3 protein-coding genes and 1 pseudogene are annotated in these 2,962 nt (G+C 56.5%); 1 reads left to right on the top strand and 3 read right to left on the bottom strand.

What is annotated here, in order from left to right; genetic code table 11:
* Both IB244_RS31440 and IB244_RS31435 read right to left on the bottom strand, forming a co-directional pair.
* Positions 1–202 (bottom strand): annotated as a pseudogene (locus IB244_RS31440) (transposase); the annotation flags it as partial.
* 106 nt (positions 203–308) lie between these two features.
* Positions 309–752, bottom strand: a complete 444-nt coding sequence (locus IB244_RS31435) for a DoxX family protein (RefSeq protein WP_026371753.1) — start codon at positions 750–752, stop codon at positions 309–311.
* A gap of 213 nt (positions 753–965) precedes the next feature.
* Here IB244_RS31435 and IB244_RS31430 point away from each other — a divergent pair, with 213 nt between their 5' ends.
* A complete protein-coding gene (locus IB244_RS31430; RefSeq protein ID WP_018856915.1) occupies positions 966–1,676 on the top strand; it encodes a glutathione binding-like protein in 711 nt (236 codons plus the stop codon).
* 62 nt (positions 1,677–1,738) lie between these two features.
* On the opposite strand, the gene IB244_RS31425 is transcribed toward IB244_RS31430, so the two are convergent.
* Positions 1,739–2,185: a hypothetical protein gene (locus IB244_RS31425; protein ID WP_037089657.1), complete on the bottom strand. Its 447-nt coding sequence runs from the start codon at positions 2,183–2,185 to the stop codon at positions 1,739–1,741.
* Between the last annotated feature and the right edge of the window lie 777 nt (positions 2,186–2,962).

Genomic DNA, 2,962 nt, shown 5'->3' with positions numbered 1-2,962 from the left:
GCGCCGGCGGCGGTTCTGCGACAGCGTCGAAGCGTCAAACACACCGTCCGTCAGCTTCATCTGCAGAAACCAGCGATAGGCGACGTTGACCTCGATCTCGCGCACCAACTGACGCTCCGAGCGGATGGTGATCCTTCGGCACCAGACTGTCGAGCGTCACCATCTCAAGAGCCGTCTGGGTGGGGGCAGGTTTCTTCAACATGTCCCAATGAATCACAAGCCCCCAGACGGTGCCAGGGGTTTGTCAGCAATCTGACCCGCCGTCTGGTGACGGCGGGTTTTTCATGCTTGGGAGGATGCTTGATCGCTTAGGCGACTGCGTAGGCGCCGCGGCGTGCGTCGAGCGAGTAGAGGCCCGGGCCGACAATGGCGAGGAAGATGTAAGCGCCGGCCAGCGTGAAGTTCTTCATGACCATGATCTGGTTCAGGGCGTTGATCCAGCCGAGAGCGGCAGCTGGGAAATCCGGAACGTTGACCGTCGGCAGGTGGAAGACGACAGCGGTGAAGATACAAAAGGCGGCGAGCAGCCAGCCGACGGTCTTCGTCTGGTAGCCGACGAGAACCGCGAGGCCAGTTACAAATTCAAAGGCGCCTGCGAGATAGGTCAGGGCAGTCGACGCCGGAAGACCAGCACCGGCGATCATGCCAGCGGTTCCAGCCGGATCGGTCAGCTTGCCGAAGCCGGCAAGGATGAACATGAACGACAAGAGGACGCGAGCGACAAGAATGACAATATTGTTGGTATTCGACATGAACGTTGTCTCCGTTGAATGGCGTTTGAGGTTGTTGTGCCCCGGCACGGTTGCAACCTCGGATGCCACTTTGTCGCCTTTTTTTGCTGTTTTGGAAAGATAGACGGAAAGGGACACTTCGTTCTCTATTATTGAACGACCGATCTTGGCGAAGTCGGCTTGCCATCGATGGTGCGCCTCTTTTATGGTCGGCCGCCCAAGATGGAGACCCCGATGGCAGATCTTTCCGCATTTCCGATCACGACGCGCTGGCCAGCAGCGAACCCGGATATCATCCAGCTTTACTCGTTGCCAACCCCGAACGGCGTGAAGATATCGATTGCGCTTGAAGAGCTTGGCTTGTCCTATGAACCGCATCTGATCTCGTTCAGCACGAACGACCAGAAGTCGCCGGAATTCGTATCGCTCAATCCCAATGGCCGCATCCCGGCAATCATCGATCCCAATGGCCCCGATGGAAAGCCGATCGGCATTTTCGAATCCGGTGCCATCCTGCTCTATTTGGCAGAGAAGACAGGCAAACTCATTCCATCAGATACAGCCGGGCGCTACGAGACGATCCAGTGGGTCTTCTTCCAGATGGCCGGTATCGGACCGATGTTCGGACAGTTCGGGCACTTCTACAAATTCGCGGCCGATAAGGTTGCCAACAACTCGTATCCGATGGAGCGCTACCGCGACGAATCAAAGCGGCTTCTGAGCGTACTGGAAGCACGCCTCCAGGGTCGCCAGTGGATCATGGGCGATCTCTACACGATCGCCGATATCGCCACTTTCCCGTGGCTCCGCGGTGCCGACATCTTCTACGGCGGGCGTGAGGTGTTGGATTATAAGAGCTTCCCGGCCGTGATGGACTGGCTAGAGCGCTGCATCGCCCGGCCGGCCTCGGAAAAGGGGTTGAATATCCCGGCACGGCCTGCGTAAATCTGAGGCAAATATGCAAAAAGCCGGTCCAAAAGGCCGGCTTTTTTCATGTGCGGGAGCGTCTATTGGCGCCTGGCAAACTCGCCGCCGGTATTCGTCTTGAAACGAGGGAAGATGAAAACACCGAGCATGCTGCCGTGATTAGCATCGTCGTGGCCGTTCGACTCGCCCATGCAGAACAACGGCTGACGGAAGCCATTCGACATCATGATGGTGGTCGAGAAACAGAAGGATGAGGAGAGCGTCGCAGCCTGCTCGAAGAGTTCCAGGATGTGATCGTGATCCTTCGGATCGTAGCAGCGCATGAGGCTCAGAAGCCCGCATACCCGCGCCGGGAGTCCGTGCAGCAGGGCGCTCCATTCCTTGAGGCGGATCACGCCGCTGGACAGGTCTCCGACCCAGGTTTCCGAAATGGAAAACTGCGCCAGCATTTCAGGATCATGATTGCTGATATCCAGTGAGCCCGGCATAAGCGGTGCCGCGGCGTTGGTTCTCGCGATTTTGAACAAATTTTTCCCCAGCTTAGGTGCGGCTTCCCCCGCCGCACGTCCGGCAAAAATGAGCAGGTTCATGTTGCACCGCGCATCATGCTCGGGCGACCGGGAAATGGGGTCTGGATTGCCGGTTCTTCTCACGGAACCGCTTCCAATTTCACGGGGGCGTTACTCAACTTCTAATATATTTTTCGGGAAGGGGTTGTCCCGAATCCTACGTCGCATTCTCGTGGTCAGGATCGATGCGCATCGTGACCCATCGGCTGATGACACGCGCCGAATGCGAGGGGATTTATAGGCACTTTCATGCAAACGGCAATCCGCTTTTTGCATAATGCCGATCGCTACTGTGAGTGGAAAAACAACCGTGAAAGTATGGGGGACGCGAAAAAGAGCAAAAAAATGCGCAGCTGCCGAAGTGCAACCGGTTTCAATGCTCTCCTGAGCTCTGAAATGTGCATAAAATTGCAGCGAACGGATAACACAGCTTTTGGAAGAAATAATGCAGGCTCACAAGCTCTGCGAAAGCTTCGCCGAATGCGAGGCGCATTCAGATATGCGGTTAAACGTTTCACCTGACGATTGAAAAAGCTCACCTGGCGAATCATGCGCCGGAACGAAAAAGGGCGGTCCGAAGACCGCCCTCAGACTGCTGACAAACCCGTCGATATTTTCGGCGGGTTTGTTTTTTGGACGTTGGTTGTTTTAGTTGGGTTCTGAGGCGGGGCGAAGTTGGCGGCCTCTGGCGCTCATGCCATGGCTGGTCTGGGTGGCTTGGTGAGCGCCATGGCG

It is taken from the genome of Rhizobium sp. RHZ02, assembly GCF_014851575.1.
In the GTDB taxonomy this organism is placed as follows: Bacteria; Pseudomonadota; Alphaproteobacteria; order Rhizobiales; family Rhizobiaceae; genus Rhizobium; species Rhizobium altiplani.
Note: the sequence above shows the minus strand (reverse complement) of the source record. Positions and strands in the feature narration are given on the sequence as shown.

Excerpts from the sequence above, each read along its gene's own strand:
- IB244_RS31435 (WP_026371753.1), bottom strand. The coding sequence starts at position 752 with ATGTCGAATACCAACAATATTGTCATTCTTGTCGCTCGCGTCCTCTTG.
- IB244_RS31430 (WP_018856915.1), top strand. The coding sequence starts at position 966 with ATGGCAGATCTTTCCGCATTTCCGATCACGACGCGCTGGCCAGCAGCG.